The sequence below is a fragment of the Colwellia sp. Bg11-12 genome (assembly GCF_014076955.1).
Taxonomy (GTDB): domain Bacteria; phylum Pseudomonadota; class Gammaproteobacteria; order Enterobacterales; family Alteromonadaceae; genus Colwellia_A.
In genome coordinates this window covers 40,430-60,987 of sequence record NZ_JACGUZ010000050.1, presented here as the reverse complement: position 1 = coordinate 60,987, position 20,558 = coordinate 40,430, and the positions used below count along the sequence as shown (strand labels likewise).

General features: G+C 37.4%; 21 protein-coding genes. 10 read left to right on the top strand and 11 right to left on the bottom strand.

Annotated elements, in window-relative coordinates; genetic code table 11:
- The first annotated feature begins 160 nt into the window (after positions 1–160).
- From H4J39_RS02160 to H4J39_RS02150, 3 genes are read left to right on the top strand one after another with little or no spacing between them, the layout of a single operon-like run.
- A complete protein-coding gene (locus H4J39_RS02160) occupies positions 161–907 on the top strand; it encodes a 1-acylglycerol-3-phosphate O-acyltransferase (protein ID WP_182179152.1) in 747 nt (248 codons plus the stop codon).
- Between the two features lie 7 nt (positions 908–914).
- Positions 915–1,265: a ribonuclease E inhibitor RraB gene (rraB, locus tag H4J39_RS02155; RefSeq protein WP_182179154.1), complete on the top strand. Its 351-nt coding sequence runs from the start codon at positions 915–917 to the stop codon at positions 1,263–1,265.
- A gap of 39 nt (positions 1,266–1,304) precedes the next feature.
- Positions 1,305–1,463 carry a hypothetical protein gene (locus H4J39_RS02150; RefSeq protein ID WP_182179156.1) on the top strand — a complete coding sequence of 53 codons (159 nt, stop codon included), beginning with the start codon at positions 1,305–1,307 and terminating at the stop codon, positions 1,461–1,463.
- Between the two features lie 118 nt (positions 1,464–1,581).
- On the opposite strand, the gene H4J39_RS02145 is transcribed toward H4J39_RS02150, so the two are convergent.
- The 3 genes from H4J39_RS02145 to H4J39_RS02135 form a co-directional block, all read right to left on the bottom strand.
- Positions 1,582–4,125, bottom strand: coding sequence for a TonB-dependent siderophore receptor (locus tag H4J39_RS02145; protein WP_259368733.1), 2,544 nt, complete (start codon positions 4,123–4,125; stop codon positions 1,582–1,584).
- Between the two features lie 468 nt (positions 4,126–4,593).
- On the bottom strand, positions 4,594–5,655 hold the full coding sequence (locus tag H4J39_RS02140; protein WP_182225780.1) for a FecR family protein: 1,062 nt from the start codon (positions 5,653–5,655) through the stop codon (positions 4,594–4,596).
- Between the two features lie 25 nt (positions 5,656–5,680).
- Positions 5,681–6,241: an RNA polymerase sigma factor gene (locus H4J39_RS02135; RefSeq protein WP_182225779.1), complete on the bottom strand. Its 561-nt coding sequence runs from the start codon at positions 6,239–6,241 to the stop codon at positions 5,681–5,683.
- A gap of 290 nt (positions 6,242–6,531) precedes the next feature.
- Here H4J39_RS02135 and H4J39_RS02130 point away from each other — a divergent pair, with 290 nt between their 5' ends.
- Together H4J39_RS02130 and H4J39_RS02125 are read left to right on the top strand one after the other, a co-directional pair.
- Positions 6,532–6,834: a hypothetical protein gene (locus tag H4J39_RS02130; RefSeq protein WP_182225778.1), complete on the top strand. Its 303-nt coding sequence runs from the start codon at positions 6,532–6,534 to the stop codon at positions 6,832–6,834.
- Between the two features lie 307 nt (positions 6,835–7,141).
- Positions 7,142–7,702, top strand: a complete 561-nt coding sequence (locus tag H4J39_RS02125; RefSeq protein WP_182225777.1) for a CBS domain-containing protein — start codon at positions 7,142–7,144, stop codon at positions 7,700–7,702.
- A 171-nt stretch (positions 7,703–7,873) separates the two neighbouring features.
- On the opposite strand, the gene H4J39_RS02120 is transcribed toward H4J39_RS02125, so the two are convergent.
- The 6 genes from H4J39_RS02120 to H4J39_RS02095 form a co-directional block, all read right to left on the bottom strand.
- Positions 7,874–8,974 carry a phosphotransferase enzyme family protein gene (locus H4J39_RS02120; protein WP_182225776.1) on the bottom strand — a complete coding sequence of 367 codons (1,101 nt, stop codon included), beginning with the start codon at positions 8,972–8,974 and terminating at the stop codon, positions 7,874–7,876.
- Positions 8,975–9,162: 188 nt separating this feature from the next.
- Positions 9,163–10,707, bottom strand: coding sequence for a DUF2235 domain-containing protein (locus H4J39_RS02115; RefSeq protein WP_182225775.1), 1,545 nt, complete (start codon positions 10,705–10,707; stop codon positions 9,163–9,165).
- A gap of 70 nt (positions 10,708–10,777) precedes the next feature.
- A complete protein-coding gene (locus H4J39_RS02110; protein WP_182225774.1) occupies positions 10,778–12,094 on the bottom strand; it encodes a cell wall metabolism sensor histidine kinase WalK in 1,317 nt (438 codons plus the stop codon).
- Between the two features lie 5 nt (positions 12,095–12,099).
- On the bottom strand, positions 12,100–12,795 hold the full coding sequence (locus tag H4J39_RS02105; RefSeq protein WP_182225773.1) for a response regulator transcription factor: 696 nt from the start codon (positions 12,793–12,795) through the stop codon (positions 12,100–12,102).
- Between the two features lie 31 nt (positions 12,796–12,826).
- A complete protein-coding gene (locus H4J39_RS02100; RefSeq protein ID WP_182225772.1) occupies positions 12,827–13,306 on the bottom strand; it encodes a DUF3019 domain-containing protein in 480 nt (159 codons plus the stop codon).
- Positions 13,296–14,159, bottom strand: a complete 864-nt coding sequence (locus H4J39_RS02095) for a MipA/OmpV family protein (RefSeq protein ID WP_182179181.1) — start codon at positions 14,157–14,159, stop codon at positions 13,296–13,298. The genes H4J39_RS02100 and H4J39_RS02095 overlap by 11 nt, the downstream gene beginning before the upstream one ends.
- Positions 14,160–14,484: 325 nt before the next feature.
- Between H4J39_RS02095 and H4J39_RS02090 the strand changes: the two genes are divergently transcribed.
- The 4 genes from H4J39_RS02090 (at position 14,485) to H4J39_RS02075 (ending at position 17,259) form a co-directional block, all read left to right on the top strand.
- Positions 14,485–15,678 (top strand): acyl-CoA dehydrogenase, encoded by a 1,194-nt coding sequence (locus H4J39_RS02090; protein ID WP_182225771.1) that lies wholly within the window; start codon positions 14,485–14,487, stop codon positions 15,676–15,678.
- 103 nt (positions 15,679–15,781) lie between these two features.
- The gene (argR, locus tag H4J39_RS02085) at positions 15,782–16,252 is read left to right on the top strand and encodes a transcriptional regulator ArgR (RefSeq protein ID WP_220460025.1); all 471 of its coding nucleotides are present in this window, start codon (positions 15,782–15,784) and stop codon (positions 16,250–16,252) included.
- A 229-nt stretch (positions 16,253–16,481) separates the two neighbouring features.
- Positions 16,482–16,943, top strand: a complete 462-nt coding sequence (locus tag H4J39_RS02080) for a hypothetical protein (RefSeq protein WP_182225770.1) — start codon at positions 16,482–16,484, stop codon at positions 16,941–16,943.
- A 1-nt stretch (position 16,944) separates the two neighbouring features.
- Positions 16,945–17,259 carry a helix-turn-helix domain-containing protein gene (locus H4J39_RS02075; RefSeq protein WP_182223825.1) on the top strand — a complete coding sequence of 105 codons (315 nt, stop codon included), beginning with the start codon at positions 16,945–16,947 and terminating at the stop codon, positions 17,257–17,259.
- Between the two features lie 51 nt (positions 17,260–17,310).
- Here the strand turns inward: H4J39_RS02075 and H4J39_RS02070 are convergent, their stop codons facing one another.
- The gene (locus H4J39_RS02070; RefSeq protein WP_182225769.1) at positions 17,311–18,414 is read right to left on the bottom strand and encodes an aldose epimerase family protein; all 1,104 of its coding nucleotides are present in this window, start codon (positions 18,412–18,414) and stop codon (positions 17,311–17,313) included.
- Between the two features lie 265 nt (positions 18,415–18,679).
- On the opposite strand from H4J39_RS02070, the gene H4J39_RS02065 reads away from it, so the two are divergent.
- Positions 18,680–19,477 carry an EAL domain-containing protein gene (locus H4J39_RS02065; protein WP_182179191.1) on the top strand — a complete coding sequence of 266 codons (798 nt, stop codon included), beginning with the start codon at positions 18,680–18,682 and terminating at the stop codon, positions 19,475–19,477.
- 73 nt (positions 19,478–19,550) lie between these two features.
- On the opposite strand, the gene H4J39_RS02060 is transcribed toward H4J39_RS02065, so the two are convergent.
- The gene (locus tag H4J39_RS02060) at positions 19,551–20,528 is read right to left on the bottom strand and encodes a C1 family peptidase (protein ID WP_220462101.1); all 978 of its coding nucleotides are present in this window, start codon (positions 20,526–20,528) and stop codon (positions 19,551–19,553) included.
- Between the last annotated feature and the right edge of the window lie 30 nt (positions 20,529–20,558).

Here is a 20,558-nt window from a genome sequence, read left to right as displayed (position 1 = left end):
AAAAATACAACAACCGGCACTTTTAGAGGCTACCACCACAACTTGATTAGGTGGTGAAGTTACTGATAGTCCCATTGCTTAGGCGACTCTGTAAATAGGGTAGTGCAGTCGAACATCTATAAGGTATACTGCGCCGATATATAATAATTAGGATATAAATTTGTTAGCTGTAATTCGTTTTATTTTAATGACACTTGCTTTAGTTTTTATTTCCACTGTGGCATGTTTTTATAGCATATTACGGCCATTTCATCGAAATAATGTTTTTCATACTGCGCGTTATATGAGTAAAGTTTCGACACTTCTGGGCTTAAGTATTGAAGTAAGAACACCTGAAAGTATTAAAAATGTGGGGCCGGCCGTTTATATTTGTAACCATCAAAACAGCTACGATATTTTTACTGTTGGTGCTGCTGTTCAGCCTTCTACGGTGAGCGTTGGTAAGAAAAGTTTAAAGTGGATCCCTTTTTTCGGACAAATGTACTGGTTAACAGGTAACATTTTAATTGACCGTTCAAATTCAAGTAAAGCGATGAACACTATTGCGTTAACCGCGAAAAAAATTACTGAAAAAGAACTCTCTGTTTGGTTATTTCCTGAAGGAACGAGAAGTAATGGTAAAGGGTTACTTCCTTTTAAAACCGGCGCGTTTCGAACAGCACAACAAGCCAATGTACCTATTATCCCGGTCTGTGTAAGTAACAGCCACGGAAAAATAAAGTTAGGGCGTTGGAACAATGGTAAATTGATTATTGAACTATTAGATCCTATATATTTTAATAATGATGCTAAAGAAAGTATTAGAGAAGTTGCTAATAGCGCACATAAAAAAATGCTTGTTAAGATTGCAGAGCTCAGTAAAGAGTCTGGAAACGAGCTCATCGTAAACAAGAACGTTAAAAATTGAGAAAATAATGATAGATGAAGAATTACAGCAATGGCAAGAGCATACCAATAATTTGGTTAATACACTGATAGAAGACGGTACCAACGAAGAGGTGCATCATACTATTGAACATCATTTTTCTAGTTCAGATTTTGATGTACTAGAGAAAGCGGCTATCGCTGCTTTCAAAATGGGTTTAGAAATAGAAGACCCTGAAGAAGCTGAGTTAGAAAATGGCGATAAAGTTTTCGCTTTTGATATTATTACTGAACAGCCACTTGACGAAGAAATTATTTTTGAAGAAACAACAAAGATGTTCGAGTTAGCAAAGCAATGTAAAGTTGACTATGATGGTTGGGGCACGTATTTCGAAGAATAGTGAATAGGCTCCACGAAAATATTTTGAAAGGACTTGAAAATGGGATGGATAGAAACGCTACTTAACCCTGCGACATTATCATTATTAATACCAATTATTGCTATTGTTGGTGCTTTTTCTATTGCGGCATTAAAAGCGCATCATCGCCATCAAGAGCGAATAGAGAAAATTAAGCACGGTTTAGACCCTGATCAATAAATCAAATAACGAGCAGTGGTTTACTTTTAAGTTAATTATTGATGTTAAGTGAGTTATATTGATAAAAAAAGCAAAGTGCATGCACTTTGCTTTTTTGATTATACTCACTTACCAAGCACTAGAAGCGGTATTCAGCACCCGCGTAGAAGTAAGCACCATTAAAACCAAAAGGTGCTGAGCGACGTGAATAAGTAAACACCCCAGGGCTACTCACAATAACATTGCCACTTGCGTCAACAATGGTACCTGAACGAGAATTACCTATTTCATTTTTATCTGGGTAAACATCAAAAATGTTATTGCCACCAAAGTTAAATGAAAGCTCATCGTTAAACTGATAATTTACACGTAAATCAGTTAATACTTCAGCACCGTAGGTTTGTCTTTCGCCGTCAAGCACTGTGTATTCACCGTAACGATTAAAGGCTAAATTAATAGTGAAATCGCCAACTTTATATAAGCCACTTAAACTAATGCGGTCTTGAGGTTGCCATTCTTCAATAATAGAAATCGCTTGCTCAGAAAAAACATCATCAGGTGAAATCCCACCTAACGCACTACCTTCTGGTGTATAGGTATCGGTAACGTCTGTTTCAGAGAAATTTGCAGCTAACGTTAAGTCTAAAGTGCCCGACATAAGCTCTGTCTTCCAAGTGGTGATAATATCCACACCTTTGGTTTCAGTGTCTGCCCCATTTAAAAAGAATTGCCCCGCACCCGCTCCAGAAGAGGTTAATGCGGCATCAAGTGCTGGTGATAAACCTTGACCTAATGAATTACTCAACACAATACGGTCTTCAATATCGATAGAGTAGAAATCAATCGTTAAATTAATATCATCAGTAACTTTTACAACAGAACCGATACTAAAATTAGTGGACACTTCTTCTTTGAGCTCTGGAATGCCAATGGCTTGCGCTAAAATACTGTCATTGCGGAAAGTACCTATTTGCACAGCAATTTGGTCACCACCATTTGGATTAGTTTGGAATTGGGTACTGATATTATCTGTATAAAGCTGTTGCATTGACGGAGCTCTAAAACCTGTACTCATAGCGCCACGTAATGAGACATCTTCAGTAATTGACCAATTAGCAGCAAGTTTAAAATTAGTGCTATCTCCAAAACCGTCGTAGTCATCATAACGTACTGCGGTACTGATAATCAGTTCATCGGTAACTTCTGCTTCGGTATCGATATAAAATGAAATCACATCACGAGATTCATCAACAGATTGCAACGGCGCCGTACCGCCAAACCCTTGAGTACCTGCACTTCGGTCGGTAGCATATAAGCTGTTACCTTGTGCGTCGGTATCATAATCACGATAAGAGTATTCATCACCGGCGCTAACTCTAAATTCATCAGTGCGCAGTTCAGCGCCCATTGCTAAAGAAAACCAATCAAAAGCTTTGGTATAATCAATGTTAAGCGTTTGTAATGTCAGTTCTAATCCGTAAGCAAAGGCTTCACGGGGAATGGAACTACGTATATCATCAGCGGATAATTCCGAAGTGTAGATTAATGAGTTTGCATAGGATGAGTTAATCGTATCTTGGGTGGTGTAATCAATATTATTTTCACCATAGGTATATGATAAATCTAATGATGAGTCATTATTAAATTCGGTTTTATAGCCAAAGTTATATGAAATATCTTTTATTTGAGTATTGATTTTAGGTAAGAAGCCAGCAGGAATGGTTGCATCACCATCTTGAAGTTGAGCGTTACCTCCACCGTTTGCATTATGACGAAAGAAAGCGGCTGATTCATTATCACGGCTTGAATAAGTGATAAAACCATATAACTCCCCATCGGCTAAATCGTAACCTGTATTGATGGTTAGCCCTATTTGATCAGAGTCTGCATCACCTATACGAAAGGTTTCACGTGTTGCGGTAGCTTCTCGCGGATCACCTAATAAATAATCTCCGTTATCAAGTTGCGTACAGCCTGAAAACTGACATGAACCATGTAAACCTGCTCGATCTGAATAGCCTCTATCACGTATGTTTAACGTGGTATTAAGAAAGCCACTATCACCCAATGAAAAACCCTTTGAAATATCAATATTAGTCGTTTCACCATCGCCTGCTGAATTCTCGCCATAAGAAACGGCAACACTTCCGCCTTCGCTTTGATCTTTGAGAATAATATTTATGACACCAGCAATTGCGTCTGAACCATATTGTGCAGCAGCACCATCACGTAATACTTCAATACGCTTTATAGAGGCAGCAGGGATGGCATTCATATCGGTGCCAGCAGTACCACGACCAACAGAAGTATTAATATGAATTAAACTGGCTTGATGGCGACGTTTACCATTGATCAATACTAACGTTTGATCTGGGCCTAAACCGCGTAATGTTGCTGGGCGCAAGGCATCAGTTCCATCACTAATTGACGAGCTAGAAAAGTTAAACGATGGGGCAATAGCTTGTAACATTCGACCCACTTCAGTTTGCCCTGTATTAAGCAACGCTTCAGCAGATAAGATATCTACAGGAACAGGTAAATCTTCAGCAGAACGACCTGCAACACGGCTACCAATAACTGAAATTTTTTCTACTTCTTGTTCATTGACCTGAGCAGGCTCTTGGGCCAGTGCAGTTTGACTGGCTGCGCTTAGTAAAAGTGGTACTAAAGCGGCTTTGAGCATTGTCTTTTTATCCATTGTTATATCACTCCTGAGATGTTTATGTTGTTTTATGCTCAGTTGACCAGTGTTATCTATAACAGCGATTAAGTCGGTATTTTGTAAAAGTTTTTGTAAGCCGTCTTTTACCGAGTATTCGCCCTGTAATTCATTTGCATCATGATCTTTTGTTAAATCATAGGAAAATAAAATTGTTTTATTTGCCTGCAACGCAAACGAAATAAGCGCTTTATCAGCACGTTGTTTCTTCACTGTAAAGTTGATCAAGCTTTCGGCAAATGCTCCAGACGTGAATAAAATACAAGCGCATATAAACAGGGTTACGCTTGTTAACGGCTGAAATACAGAAAGTTGAAAACGACAAAATAACTTTTGCCAACCTTGCAGATGTAATAAACAGTTCAGAAGGAAATTTCCTCTATAATATTTTATAAAAAATATATTGAGTTAGAAAATAGGGAATACGCGTAATTATTTTGAAGCATGTAAACTCAAGCGAATCGAGGTGTTATTTATTTTTTCAAATTGAATATTAAAATTGCTACTCAAAGATTTAAGTAATCCGTCAATATCGTTCGCTTTAAAGTAACCTGCCACTTTTATTTTAGTCAAGGCATCATCATCAATTTCAAACGTTGTTGTGGTGTAGCGGCTTACCTCTGCTAATGCTTCATCAAGTGGTTCACCGGTAAAGACCAACATACCTTGCTGCCATGCGAGTTCACGTTGAATCTTTTCAAATGATATTTTTTGATTTAACGTTTGAGTGTTATTTTCAATAGTCGCAATTTCACCCGATGTTATTAATACACCCGGTAACGCTTCCTTAGGTAAAATCGTAAGCATGTTTGCTATTTTATTTAATGGTTCGCTTGATTTTGTTATCAGTACACGACCTTCAGTGACAACGAGTTCCATATTTTCATTCGATTTTTTTTGTACATTAAAAATAGTGCCTAAAGCCGTAAATGATTTTTCACCTACCGTGACGGTAAAGGGTCTACTTTTATCTTTGGCCACATCAAAACTAGCTTCGCCTTTGATAAGCGTTAATAAGCGGTTGTTTTTTGAAAAGCTGACGTTGACTAAACTGTTGGTATTAAGCTTTATTCTTGAACCATCAGACAGTGAAAACCGCGTTTGTTGGCCAATGAGTGTTTGTAACGTTCTTACTTCGACAAATTGTTTGTCGTTAGTTGCATCAGAAAAAGGAGAGATATTCATAAATAAACTCCCAGCAAATAACAAAATAAAGGCTGTGCTCGCTGCGATAGCATATCTAGCGATAAAACTGTTTTTTTCTGGCATTGTTTTTTCTAGAGGAAATAGAGCACTTAACTCATTGAGCACACTTAAATCATCCCAAAATGCCGCGAGAGAAAATAAAGAGTTACGGTAAAAATCACTTTGCTTGGCCCATTGTTGTAAGGCAAGTTTTTCTTCTAGAGAAAGACCTCGATCGATTTTACTTATCCAAAGGCTTGCTTGCGCTTTGATATCGTCTTTACTCGTAAATGGTTTAATGGTTGTCATACAATATTCTTTCTTATTTAATACTTTATTTTGTTATTGAACGTGCGTTAATTTTTAAGACTGAAGTTTTTGGTGTACTATTTTGTTCAACCCTTTCCATATATTCTGCGCACTTTAATAGACCTTTGGCGACATGTTTTTCAATAGTACTTTCACTAAGGTTTAAATAGTTAGCAATTTCTTTTTGACTAAAGCCGTAAACCTTTTTTAATATGAATGTTTTACGTACAACGTCAGATAATTGCTCGGTAGCACGGCAAAATAATAAGAAACGTTCTTTGCTCTCAAACTGTTCTTCAAATTTTAACGAGGTTAATCCAACCACAGGGTCAGAAAAATCATCAAGCGGGTCGTTGTATTTATTATCCCACTTATTAACGTGATTTAAAGCAAGGTTTTTAGCTGTTTTAAGCATAAAACTGCGGGCGTATTTTATTTCTTCTTTGAGATCCGCTTCATAAGTACGAATAAACGTTTCTTGAATAATGTCATCAATATCATCAGGACTGACAATTTTATTGATATAGCGCTTGATGTTAGCGGTGTAATTAACAAACAGCGTAGTGAATTTACTATTCTGAGCCATTGTTGTTCTTGTTATTATTATTTTATTTTGACAGTTAGTGTAGGGGAAAAAACAAACAATCACAATGGTGTTTGGATAGGTATTCTACAAAGCTTTTAGGTTGTTGTATTCGTTTTGTAATGGCACGTTAAATGAAAATATGAATAAAATAACACCGGTAAAGTAGCGGCTAAATATTAATGAGGAGGATGTCACCAAAAACAATCGAAATAAATAATTACATTTACTCACTTGAAAAATATGTTTGTTACTCAATATTATTATAGGTAGTCATCAACTCAGAGAAATTTGTGTATAAATTTATTTTTACAATATTTTTATTTTCTGTAACTTACTCAACTATTGAGTTGGGTTATAGTGTTGCTGATGAAATAAAAGTTAACACTGCTAGCACGTTATTTCTTGATGTAGTGACTGATATTCAATTAGATTCAGAACATGAGTTGTATTCTTTAGTTACAGATACCGATAGAAATAATAGAATACTTCAACTAACTCACCTATCTAAACACCTAGCGAACAAAAATCTAAATATATTAAAAAATAAATTTCAATCTCTGCAACCAAGAGCTCCTCCCTCTATCACTGTATAAATCTCACCACTTATCATTAAGTCAATTTTCGTCTTGTTTTTTGGCGTCATGTCGCTCATTTATTGAGAAGACTGTTCTGATGATACAAGCATTTTTTGTCATGAAGCATAGGATTAACATTCTATTTGATAAAGAGTGAAACCTTAGTTCTACACTGAACTGATTAATTGTATAAACGCTATTTTTTCAACCCGCATTTGATCAGCTTAGCAGCGAACTTAAACATTCCGTTAGGTATAAAACACGATTGATCGTTAGTTGATCGTTCTGTTAAAGCCGTATTATTTTTATAAAATTAGAGGTTATTATGAAAAAATTACAATTATTTGATTTAGATTTAGTCGATAACATTATTTCTCCCGAGTATTTTGAACAAACAACGTTAATGTCTCCAGCTAAACAGGTGTTTACTGACTTTAAAGCGCATAAAGCATTAGTTATTGAAGGAGCGACTACCGCAGCGGAAGCCTTAAACTTAATGCGAAAAACCCATGTAACAATGAAAATCGTTGTTTCAGAAAATGATGATTTTATGGGGATAATTAGTACCGAAGAGTTAACCGAACGCCTTATAGTTTCAGAGGTTGCTAAAGGACGTGATCGCCATGAGGTCTTAGTCAGTGATTTGATGCTTGCAAGAGATACGTTACATGCGTTTGACTTTAAGGAAATAGAAACAGCCACTGTTAATGATGTTGTTGCGGCATTAGAAAACTATGGGTTACGTCATTGCTTAGTTCTTGATAGAGAGCATCATCATATTCGTGGTGTTATCTCTTCTAGTGATATTGCGAAAGAGTTACATTTAGCAATAGACATTTATCCTAAACCTTCCTTTAGCCAGGTTTTTAAAGTTATTCATACGTAAAGGCTTGCTAACCTTAACGTGAGTGTAAATCTTGCTCGCTGAATTCATTAAAAGCGCCACTCATTTACATTCAAAAGGTTAATCGTTTTAATGCTAAATAGGTAAATAACTTAAGTTAGGTTATTTACCTGTCACTTGTTTAATCATATTAAGAGATGAAAGTGTGCTGCACTAAATTAAGGCAAGGGAGGAATGATGAGTTATTTTATTCAGTTTCTCATGGTTTTCATGTAATAAGCGATAAAGATTAAGCTGGTTTTTGGCTCGCTCTAAGTTATGGCCTTCATGTTCAACATGAAAATAGTTATCCCCATCTAAATAATCCGTTAAAAACCGAACACCGATCATAAATGGGAGTAATTGTGCACCAATGGCTAAGCTTTGCTGCTCAAGTTCAGACATTTTATCACCAAAGGCTTCAATATAACCTTGTGCTAATGCACTATAAATATCAAAACTAACCGACATATTAGCTAAATCTTTGCCATCTTCAGGTAAGTTTGAACAACAGGTTCTGACCATATCGCCAAAGTCGTGCATGAGGTATCCCGGCATACAAGTGTCTAAATCAATCACAGCTAGTGGTTCATTCGATTTGGCACAAAATAATAAATTATTAATTTTAGTATCGTTATGGGTAACTTGTATTGGAAGTTGTTGTGTTAAAAGCTCTACTTCATCAATAAAATTTTGTTGTGCAAAGCAAAAATCAACTAACGTTTGGCATGAAGATAAGCGACGCTTTGGATCAGCTTTAATGACCGCTCTTAAATGATTAATTCGCTTAGACAAATTATGAAAATCAGGGATAGTTTCGACTAACGATTCGGCAGGGAAATCACTTAATGCAGAAGTAAACTGCGCAAAAGCTGATCCTACTTGTCTCGCTTGCTTTGGCGTCTCAACTTCCTCAACGGTAAAGCAATTGGGTATGTATTGAATAGCTCGCCAATACTCATTGCTCGCATCAATAACCATCGCTTCTGCATTTATAGTAGCGACTTGCCAAATGGGAGATAGCGAATATAAATTCTTTTGTTTTTTTGCTAGTAGGTGTTTGTTAACTAACTCAGCATTATTAATAACGTCTGCGGGCTTCTTAAAAACGTTTTTATTGATTCGCTGTAAAACAAAATTAGCGTTGTTACTACTGACTAGATATGTGCTGTTAATTAAGCCGTTCCCTAACGGAGATACTGTACAGTTATCAATAGAGCATCGGTAATTCGTTAAAACTTGGTTTAAGGTTTCGTTGTTAACAACTTTAGTCATAATTATTTACTGCTAGCGTTTGTCATTGATAAATTCAAAGACAAAATAGTCCTTCACTTTAGAATGTTATTGGTTGATTTTTTGAGATGGAATCAATAGCTATATTAATAGAAAGCCGCAAATATGGGAAGTTAAAGCTTTCCTCATATTCACGAAATGTTGTTGTCTTTAATTAAGTTAACATACCTTTATGCAGAAATGCATCGCACGGTCAGTAATAATTTACCTGAGTTATTACCGTAATAGCGGACTAAGTCATTAGCATAAGCGCAAAATTCTCCAGATTTAGGGGCGGTAAAATGCGTTAACTCAGTACCAATGAGGAAAGCATCGTCACTTGCGGTTCCTATTGAACCAATTAACGTAAACCACTTTGCATCAGGAAAACGTTTAAACGGCGCCATTGCGGCAATGGCAATCTCTTTTAATCCTAAGGATACATCAGCTCTATCCCAGCCATTAGCATCGCAAGCTATGGTGGCGTCAAACCATTGCTGCTGTTTGTTATTTACTAATTTCTCAACAATAAACTGATACGTTTTACCTTTTTCAAGCATCAGTGCGGTATGATTATTAGGCTCATAAGCGAATATACTGACGGTGGTTGATTTACCCATATCGAGTACTTTTAAATTTCGTTGCGCGAATACAATATGATCTTTAACCCCTGTCGCCGCTATTTTTTCTTCGCTGGGGTAAATAATTTCATGTGGAACGCCTTTTAATGTATCGGGCCGATAGTCACTATCGCCATTGATCCTTTGCGCAACAGAGTGATGTACTATAGGTAAGGTGCTGACAACTTCGTCATGGGCAATCACACAACAACGTCGGTCGGTTAAGGTAAACCAGTTAACAACGGGAAGACGGTCTTGTTGATGATTTTTACCAAAAACATTAGGTGTAATAATAACATCATCAATGCTGATATTATATTTAGTTTTTTCAGGTAAAAGTGTTGTAAAGTCAATGTCATCCATGGTTTTTAAAGTTAATTTAATGGGTAATTCTTGAAGCCAATTAAGCATGAACCGTAAAGTAATGTCAGATAAACCATCGCGATAATAGCCGCCGCCAACATCTGAATGTGCTCCGGCAAACCACACTTCTAAAATACGTTCATCAAGGTTCATTAGTGTTGGCTGAAAGGCTTTTCTTTTATCATCAAGTGCAACCATATGAAGGGCTTTTTCTACAGTAGAAGCTAGTGTATGGCCATGTTCAAAAATAACATCAGAATGAGGACGATCGTTTTTACTTAAGTTAGGTAAACCAATAGAAGCAACCGTTTCAAAAATCGCTTGATAGATTTTAAGCTCGGGCATATCACGGCTAATAATAGTGCAAAAGCGCCTTGCAAGTGCTCCTCCTCGGCTAAACCCTGTCAAAAGTACTTCATCACCAATTTTAAAATGTTGAATAAAGTCTGCTTTTGCTTGGTTGAGAATATTGGCAACATCTGATTTTTCTGGAGAAATTAAAGCATTAATAGCTCGTCGTAATCCACTGCCATAAGTACCAATACCGTGATAGTAGAAGCATTTTTGTTTACTGTTTTTCCAACCACTTTCATGGCCAGCAGCACTTTTTAAATTACCGCCACACAGTAAATGAAACTTAACTATGTTGGTAATATTGTCGTCTTTTTTGGTCCCCTGGGTGTTGATGCTCTGTTCAGCGTCACTTGGTTCATTAGAAGTACCATCAAAGTTAAAGATAAGTAATGATGACATAACTTGTTCCTTGTTTTAATAATGATCTTATTTCAAGAACAAGCATAGTTAAGCGTCGGTGAAATGGCGATTATTTTGAATTATCTGTATTGTTCTGCGTTGGAAATAATAAACTAAAGCGTGCACCTGAAAGGTGAGTGGCGACATCTGCTTTAATTTTTCCTTGATGCCAATCCATAACTTTAGCACTAATCGCAAGCCCTAAACCAAAGTGTCCTTGTTCTCGTGAACGCGAACTGTCGAGTTTTATAAAAGGAGAAAATATAACATCTCGTTTATCTTTTGGAATACCGTCACCGTCATCTTCTACCGCTATTTCAAACCCTTGGTTAGTAATGACTATTGACAGTATTACTTGTGATTTTGCATGCTGAATAGCATTACTGACTAAGTTTAATGCGGCACGATAACACCAATGAAAATCTAACGAATAGGTTTTCTTTGAGGCTAATGACTGACAGGTTAACTTAATATTATGTTGCTCAGCTAATGATTGACAGTCACTAGTAACCAGCTCAATTAAATTATTCACATCAATTAACTCAGGCTTTAAGTGAAAGCTTTGCCTTTCCATGCCCGCATAGTCTAGAAAAGCGGTGGTCATATCTTCCATACGCGTTAATTCATTTTCCATACGCGACAAATAATTATTTTTCTTTGTTAAATCATCGCAGTCTAAAGCTGCTTCAACACCAAATCGTAAACACGACATCGGTGTACGAATATCGTGAGAAATACTTCGGGCAAGAATTTTATTATCAGCGACCAGCTTCTCTATACGCGCCGCCATATGATTAAAACTACTTTCTAAGGTATTGATATAAGACAAACGGTTATAAGGCACGCGTACTGAAAGATCGCCTGCGCCTATTTTGGCCGCTGCAAAAGTAAGTAAGTAAAGCCGACGTGTTAAAGGTAATAGCCACAGCAGTAAAATACCACAAATACCTAGGTAGAGAATTAAGGTAAATAAAAGGTTTTCTTGTTCATTTTCAGGCACCAGCTGAGGTAACTGTAAATGTATAAGTATCTCTGGGTGTAAGGTTACTTTTCTTAATAAGTAGGCGTCGTCGTTAGATGCAAGCAGTAACCCACCTGTTTGTGAAAGTTGTGCGAGTAAAGATTGTGGTAGGGCAATATTATCAGTATTTTCAAGTGAAACATTAACCTGATAATACTGTGCTAATTGACGTGTTTTTGCTAATAATTGCTCGGCTTTTATAGTTGATAGTTGTTGTTCAAAACCATCAATGAGTTTTTGATAAATCACTAACTCAGTATTTTCATACTCATCACCTTGTTTAGCGACAAGTTTATCGAGCCCCCAACTAATGATAAATAATGCGCCTAAAACCGCAACTACCATACTGATATATAAGCGCTTCATTTATTTTATTCAGCCCAAGCGTCGGCAACAAATAAATAACCTTTGCCCCAAACCGTTTTGAATTTTTGTGGCTTTTGCGGATCGTCATTAAATATTTTACGCAGCGTTGAAAGCATCACATCAAAGCGGCGGTCTTGTCCGTCGTATTCACGACTTTTTAAAGCTTTAAATACCGTATCTCGGTCAACCACTTCTCCAGCATGACTGGCAAGAAAGGTTAAAAAAGCAAATAAGCTGGTTGATAATTCAACTTCTTCATTCTTATAAGTGACTCTTTTAGCTTCACCGTTAATAATAAGTGAGCCATGGGTAATGATTTGCGTAGACGTTTCTATGGGAGCGCTATGTTTTAAAGCACCTGTTATTCTAGCAAGAAGGGCGCGTGGACGAACAGGCTTTATCACATAGTCATTAGCGCCAGCTTCTAGGCCAATAACTTCATCAAACTCATCGGCTCTTGCTGTTAGCATTATAATAGGTAGCTGACTTTCTTGGCGAATTAACCTGCAGACCTCAATACCATTTAAACCCGGTAACATAATATCGAGCAATACCAATTGTGGTTGAAACTTTGCCATAGCGTCCATCACTAAGTCACCGCGAGCTACATGGTCGACAATAAAATTTTGCTCGCGAAGATACTCACAAACCCAATCAGCTAATGTTAAATCGTCTTCTACTAATAAGATTCGACTGGTCATTTTTTCTTTCCTTATCCCTTTTACGTTGGCACTAAAATATACGCCAGCGACGTTTTCTTGGGGTTGCTTCGTGTACCCAGCTTACTTCTACTGCTGCTTCTGCAATAACGTTATTGTCTTTTGATGACATGAGCTGGAATTCAATTTTTTTGTTTGACTCAAAATTGAAAATAATTTGGTTACCCATGCTATTTTCCCAACATTGTATGCGTTGTCGCTTTTCTTGCGCCACTTCAGGCTGCTTAATATAGAGACAATAATTTTCTTTAATATCGCTAGACCAAGTTAGTTTTACGTTAGCATAACAAGTTCTGCCGTGTCGCAAAGCAATACAATTTGCCGGTTGTGCTGAAAATGAGACGCGACTGAGTGACAATTTATTTACTTTATCGGCTTGCTCATCTTGATCTTTCTTCGTTAACTCTGCAGCCAGACTAGGCTGGAAGCTGGCAAATAAACAGCTTAATAATAACCATTTTTTAGCATGTCCATTGCTAAGTTTAAAATACATAGAGTACCCCTAACATCACTTCTGTTAAGTATTGCTTACCTGTTATCGGGCTATTTTTAATGGCTGTTGAATAATAACTTTGTGTTATACCAGCACTGAATGACCATTTTTTAGAAATGGGGTGGCGAGCAAAAATTTCTAATTGAGCTTTGTAGCTACTACCGGGTTTATAAAAGGGGCGTACCGCAGATATTTCATCTTTTTTTACACCGACAAAGTAATTGGTAACTTGTTCAGAATAATGCGTAAAACCGGCGCCAAAGTATATGTCCCAGTTTCGATAAGGGACTAACTTGCTATAAAAAATATCAGCTAACCAGCCATTAGTGCTCAATGCGGCTAAATCAACAGATAAAATGGCATTGTCATAGAAATGAGAATAACGAAGACCAAAACCTTCACCAAAGTCCCTTTCTTTGAGTCCTGCTAAAGTAGGAATATCATGGTTATTATTCTCTATTACGGTTTTGGGGTCGTAACCGGGTAAGTAAGTTTTGTGGAGAATATCAAGTTCCCAACTCTCCTGAACAATCAGTTCATAACCCACTTCTCCACCTAACAATACGGCATCAGAGCGGCGATGATTCGACTGAATAAAAAAGCCTTTATAATAAACATCAATTAACAGTGAAAGATTGAGATAATCACTAAATTCTGATTGCTCATCTCCTTTTAAAAAACCTTGTTCATAGCTAGCAGAAATCCCGCCCATTACTTGCCAACTGAACGTTTTGTCAAACACGGTGGTTTCATTTTTATGCTGGGGATCAGCCGCTAAAGCCGATACAGATATCAAGGCTATAAATAAAGCCAATAGTTGATTTTTAGACCCTATTAAAATTTTTCTGAGCATTATTTTTACCCTATTAATCGCTTGTGAGTTAAGCGTTTTTTGTCATGATTTATTCATAAATTCTTATTATTTTTTGTCTGACTAAATGTTATCAAATGTAACTGAGTTTTGTCGGATATATAGGGGTTAAAAATGTTTAAAAATTGTAAGCAAGTACACACGAGGTGTTATCTTAAACGTTAACATCACAGTTACAAAGCTATAACGAGAAAATTTTTCATGTATAGCTTTTGACTATGGCTAGCCAAGAGAAAGAATATTTTAACTTTGGTTAAAAGTTGATTATGCTCTAGTGATAAATTGTAATCAGCCTTAGGTTAACTTCATGTCAAACACATCATCAAAGCAACGTTCCTCTTTTAATTGGCAAGATCCCTTACTACTTGAGTCTTTATTGAGTGAAGAAGAGCGGATGATCCGTGATACTGCCCATCAATATTGTCAAGAAAAATTGATGCCTCGCGTCCTCGAAGCAAATCGAAATGAAGTATTTGACGCCAGCATTATGACAGAATTAGGTGACCTGGGTTTATTAGGGTGCACCTTGCCAGAAAAATACGGTTGTTCAGCGGTTAATTATGTAACCTATGGCTTAATTGCCCGAGAAGTTGAGCGAGTGGATAGTGGCTATCGAAGTGCGATGAGCGTTCAGTCTTCATTGGTTATGCATCCTATTCATGCTTATGGTAGTGAAGCGCAACGGATAAAATATTTACCTAAGCTTGCAACAGGAGAATATATTGGCTGTTTCGGGCTAACTGAGCCTAATTCGGGGTCAGACCCTGCAAGTTTAGCTACAAGGGCTAAAGAGGTCGATGGTGGTTATTGCTTAACGGGTAATAAAATGTGGATCACCAACGCACCCATTGCTGATGTTTTTATTATTTGGGCAAAACTCGAGGGTGTTATTCGTGGTTTTATTCTTGAAAAGGGCATGGCAGGTCTGTCGGCACCTAAAATTGAAGGTAAATTTTCTTTACGCGCATCGATTACCGGTGAAATTGTGATGGACAATGTGCGAGTGCCTAAAGAAAATATCCTCCCGAATGTTAAAGGTTTATCAGGGCCCTTTGGTTGCTTAAACAAAGCACGTTACGGCATTGCTTGGGGAGCACTGGGTGCTGCTGAGTTCTGTTGGCATGGCGCTCGCCAATATACTTTAGACCGCGAACAGTTCGGTAAGCCACTAGCTGCAACACAACTTATTCAGAAAAAACTAGCGGATATGCAAACCGATATTACCACCGGCTTATTCGCTTGTTTACAGGTAGGACGTTTAATGGATACTGGGTCGTTATCGCCAGAAGCTATTTCTTTAATAAAGCGTAACTCATGCGGTAAGGCACTTGAAATTGCCCGCAATGCCCGCGACATGCATGGTGGTAATGGTATTAGTGACGAGTTTCATATTATTCGACATATGATGAACTTAGAAGCGGTGAACACTTATGAAGGCACGCACGATGTACACGCCCTAATTTTGGGGCGCGCGCAAACGGGTATTCAAGCTTTTTTTTAGGGGGCGCTAATAAGTTAACGTGACTTTTTATAAATTTGTCTAGGTGAATATAGCGTTAATCGCTTAAAATAAAATTCATTGTAACTACTGTACCGACCCAGATATGATCTCTAGCCGTAAAAAAAATGAAGCAGAATTAGTTTTAGCATTCAAATCCTTATTAAAAGATCAGTGCTACGGTTCGCAAAGTCAGTTAGCAGATGCTTTAGATAAGCAAGGTTTTAAAAATATGTCGCAAGCGAAAATATCTCGTTTGTTGTCAAAACTTGGTGCGGTTAAAATGCGTAACGCCAACACCGAGGTTGTTTATATTTTACCCGACGAGCTTGCCGTACCTAAATCTAAACAATCAATTCAGTCAGTTGTTGTGAGTGTTAAGCACAATAATATGCAAATAATTTTGAAAACGGGTATTGGTGGCGCACCCTTGATTTCAAGAATGTTAGACAGCCTAGGTGAGCCCGCAGGGATTTTAGGGACACTTGCTGGTGACGACACCATATTTATTGCACCGGTTGATATTAATAGAATTGATGAAATCACTCAGCAAATTAGAGACTTATTAGACGTATAGTTAATAAGTGTTAGATAAAACTTTATATTCAGTTAAAGAGGGCAACAATTATGTTGCCCTCTTTTATTTTGTATTGTTCTATGTTATTTAATATTTTCAATGCTTTAGTTGATATGACACAGGTGTTGTCATATGACATTTTAGAGACTGTCGCTTCATTGACGCAGACTTAACGGCTTAGAAAAGTTTTACTAGCCTCACTTAATTAGCGACAAACAAAGGGATCATCATGCTAAAGAATACAGAAAATAATAAAGACCAGAACATAGCAAATAAAGAGAAAGAGCTTCAAGGAACGGTTAGTTTCAGAAAAGGTTTTAACTATAGCTTTACTGAGGGTGAACATACTGTTTATTTGAATTGCTCGGCGGTTAATGGCAAAGAGCGACTTTATGTTGATGATGCCTTAGTCTCTAAAAAATGGTCGTTCAGACGTAAATCTATTCATCAGTTTTCTATGGATGATGACCTTTATGAAGTCGAATTACATGTTGTTAATATGCTTACGGGTGAAACTCACTGTACGTTGATCAAAAATGGCGTACATGTAAAAACACTTAAAAAAGCGTTAAAGAAAAGTCGCCAACTCAATAAAGATATACTTTGGTGGTTCATCCCAAGTTGCTTTGTCGCGGGTGCACTTTGTGGTTTCTTAGCGGTTAACGTTTTCTTTATGTTGTTTGGTGAATAAGATGGATGTTAATGCTAAAAAAATAAAAGAACTTCGTACGGCCAATGGCTGGACCCAGCAACATTTAGCGGATGCCTGTGCTATTAGCTTAAGAACGGTGCAACGCGTAGAACGTTACGGTAATGCTTCTCAAGATACCGTGCTTGGACTCTCGTCAGTTTTTGAAATAACACAAGCTGAGATAGTTATACCTGAAGCACTTGATGAATCGCTTTTAGACGACGAAGACAATAGTTTTAACCCAAATATGCAAATATTATTTGCGGGGTTATTTGGCGCAATGGTTGGCGCACTGATCATGTTTCTCGTTAAGTGATGACTAGCAGATAAAAAGGATTAACGATCCTCTTTATCTGTGACTTTCATTTTAAAGACAAGAAAATACCCAGCGAGTCTTACTGTAGAAATCCTCTTCAGGCGTTAACAATACATTGTCGATAGAACAGCCTTTCTGCAAACTATTGGCGCGTTGGGTTTCTAAACAAAGTGCAGCGCGTGGCTGGTAACGGTAGTGGTCTTTACCTATTTGGCTACCGTCAATATAATTGGCGGTATATAAAATTAAGCTAGGTTGGTCTGAATAAATACTGATGCAACGTCCAGAGATTTTTTCAATAGCTTGTGCTGCAAGTACTTCCCCCCCTAAAGACTCTTTATTTAAAAGCCAATAATTGTCATAACCCAAACCAATTTTTATTTGTTCATCTTCACCGTTTATTTCATCGCCCAAAGTGCGTAAATCTGTAGCGTTGGTAAAATCATGAGCAGTATCGGTAACGAGCTTTTGTTCACCCGTGGGATAGACCCGTTCACACATCGGTAAAAAATGGTTGGCATTAATATAAACCTGATGATCTAAAATATTGCCGCTGTCATGGCCAGCCAAGTTGAAATAACTGTGCTGCGTTAAATTGACTATGGTGGCTTTATCGGTGTGGGCAAAATATTCAAGGGTGAATTGGTTATCGTCATCTAAAGTATAAATTACTTTAAAAGTAACGGTGCCAGGAAAACCAGCATCACCATCGGGGCTAGTATAGTTAAGTTCAACACTTGCAGACGTCTCTGTTTGAAAAGTATTAGCTTGCCATAATTGTTTGTTAAGCGCCTTTTCTCCGCCATGAAGTTGGCTGTCAGGCGCATTTAACGCAAGCTGAAATGCTTCGTCGTCAATACTAAAAGTGCCTTGATCTATTCTTCCTGCATAACGGCCAATAATAGCCCCTAAATAATAAGGGTCGTGTTCATAGCTTTGAATGTTGTCGTAACCTAAAACAATATCAGCAAAAATCCCCTTATTGTCTTGGGTATTTATCGACGTAATAATACCGCCAAAATCAGTGATACTGACCGTCGTTCCCTTTTCATTTTTCAGCGTAAACTGTTGTGTAGTTTCACCACTGGATAATTTTCCAAAAGTAGAGGTCACTATTCTATCTATACTGTTCTTAACGTCTAATTGCTCTTTCACCACTGAACTCCTCTTTCTACAACGCTATTTATTCACCCATACATCTTATTGAAGCTCAGTGGTTAAGCAAATAAAAAATTGTAACGTTTTTAACTCATTTATAAACTATCAAATTGAAATCGTACCTAGGTTATCGCTCGACTGCTTATTTATAAGATTTCAGGGGGCTTGCCTTTTGATAATATGAGGAAATCAATAGGATCAAAAGGCCTGTCATAAAAATGTAATAGTATTCACCTACACTCCAGCAATTAAGGAGTACTCTGTGAAAAATAAACTTTTAGAAATATTAGCAAACAAAGCAGTAACCACCGTTTTTCAACCCATCTTCAATGTACAAAAAAAAATTATCCTCGGCTATGAAGCACTCACGCGTGGGCCAGAAAACACTGAATTGTATTCACCGGATAAACTTTTTTATTTTGCATCACAGTACGACTTAATTTCTGAATTAGAAATACTTTGCCGAGATAAGGCAATAACTCGCTTTGTTGAATTGAAATTACAGGGGAAATTGTTCCTAAATATTAGCCCTTTGGTACTGCTAAGTAAGCATCATCCGCAAGGCGAGACAATCAAATTTGTTCAACAAGCGGGTTTGCGTTGCGATCAAATTGTTATCGAGCTCAGCGAAAAATATCCGGTGCCTAATGACACTATGCTCAGTGAGGCACTGGCGAAATATCGTCAATTTGGCTTTGATGTGGCTATTGATGATTTAGGGGCAGGGTATTCAGGGTTAAAGTTATGGAGCCAGCTTCGCCCTGATATTGTCAAAATTGATCGCTATTTCGTCGAAAACTGCCATCAAGACAGTTTTAAACGCAAATTTCTTAAAGCTATTTTTGACTTAGCACAATCTGCTAAGGCGCAGGTTATTGTTGAAGGAATAGAAACCATTGAAGAATTCGAGTTATTGCAAAGGCTTGGCATGGTTTACGCGCAAGGCTTTTATTTAGCTAAGCCAGCCATCATGCCTATTAGGCATTATCCTAAATATCTTGATGCAGATTATCAATATTACAGGCAAGTACCACAAACAAAGCGCACTTCTCTTGGTTGAACACAGGCGCTTTATATAACGGCTGACTGTGATTAACGAGATATTATGACCTTACTCATCAATGACTAATGAATTACTCATGAGTGAGGCACCAGAAACTAAAGGTATTATCTTGCAAGTCTTTAATCTGACCTGTTTGGCTGGTTTGATATTTACCGGTAAAAAAATCATAAGGAATATAACAATAGCCTTTATCGCCAAATTCTTCGCCCCATGAGTTTCTAACAATAAAGTGCTGCTTATTATCATCATAACCAACCGCTAGTAACGCATGTCCCCCAAGCCTAATTTCATCAGGAGGTGGCAGGGTAAAAACACCATTTGCCGGCGTTAAATAAAAACTTCTCGGCACCATCATGCCAAAAATAACGGGAAAGCCTTTCGACAAAGACAATTTAAAGTCAATCAAGCCATTATCAAGCGTTAGCTTACAATAACGGGTAATAATATGTTTTTTCGCTTGTGTGAGTGCCTGCACAGAGGGGATTTGTGAAATAGCAGCATGTAACTCGGTTTCATTGTCTTTTAGTGCTTTTGCTATCGCTGCTGTAATTTCTGCAACGCTGCCTGTTCTAATAATATCTTTAATGCTTTTGGGGAATGTTGTTTCAGGATAAGGCCAAGAGACTTCTGAACAAATGCCGTTTTTAAACAAAGATTTAATTCCGTTACGAATAAAAACTGGGGCATTTAAATCAACTTTACCTTCTATTACGCGCTCATTGTAGTAAATGAACATTTGTGAAGCATCGATATTACTGATGTTCTCATTAATAAAAGGCTGATTATCTTTGATTAAATAAAGTTCAGCCGCTACCGCAATAGCACAGGCTGAACATGAATTAAGTAACCCTTGGTTGATTATCTCTGAGGTAAGGCTTTTGCGTAAATCTACCATAGGGAGAATATCTTCAGCCATTTGCGCTTTTAATTTAATTGGGCAAGTTATATGGTTGTACTGGGGCGATTTGTCACCGTGATGCAGACAAAATTGGTGATCACGATGATCATGAATATCAGGTTGTACGGTTCTTTTATGCAAGGCTTCCATGTCTTTTCCTGTCATCAGCTGAGTACTCGA